The sequence below is a fragment of the Lysobacter sp. Root690 genome (assembly GCF_001427785.1).
Taxonomy (GTDB): Bacteria; Pseudomonadota; Gammaproteobacteria; order Xanthomonadales; family Xanthomonadaceae; genus Lysobacter.
Genome location: NZ_LMHM01000012.1, coordinates 882,324 through 882,590 on the forward strand (window position 1 = coordinate 882,324; position 267 = coordinate 882,590).

General features: G+C 73.4%; 1 protein-coding gene. It reads left to right on the forward strand.

All coding sequences use genetic code 11. The annotated features are described in order from the left end of the window. Positions 1–267: hypothetical protein (locus tag ASD86_RS27415; protein WP_200957233.1), on the forward strand; the 267-nt coding region annotated here is incomplete at both ends.

Consider the following 267-nt stretch of genomic DNA (forward strand, 5'->3'; position numbering starts at 1 on the left):
TTGCAGGCCATGGGCGACGGCTTCGTGATCCGCGGCACTCAGACCGGCGCGAACAGCGTCGCGGCGGGTGCCGGCAGTGAATCCAGCGGTGCGGGCAGCAGCGCGCTGGGCAGCGGCAGCCTCGCCAGCGGCGCGGGTTCGTCCGCGCTCGGCGGCGGCAACACTGCCAGCGGCGATGACAGCACCGCGGTCGGCGCGGTCAACGAAGCCAGCGGCAGCGGTTCCAGCGCGGTCGGTTTCGTCAACACCGCCGGTGCCGACGATGCC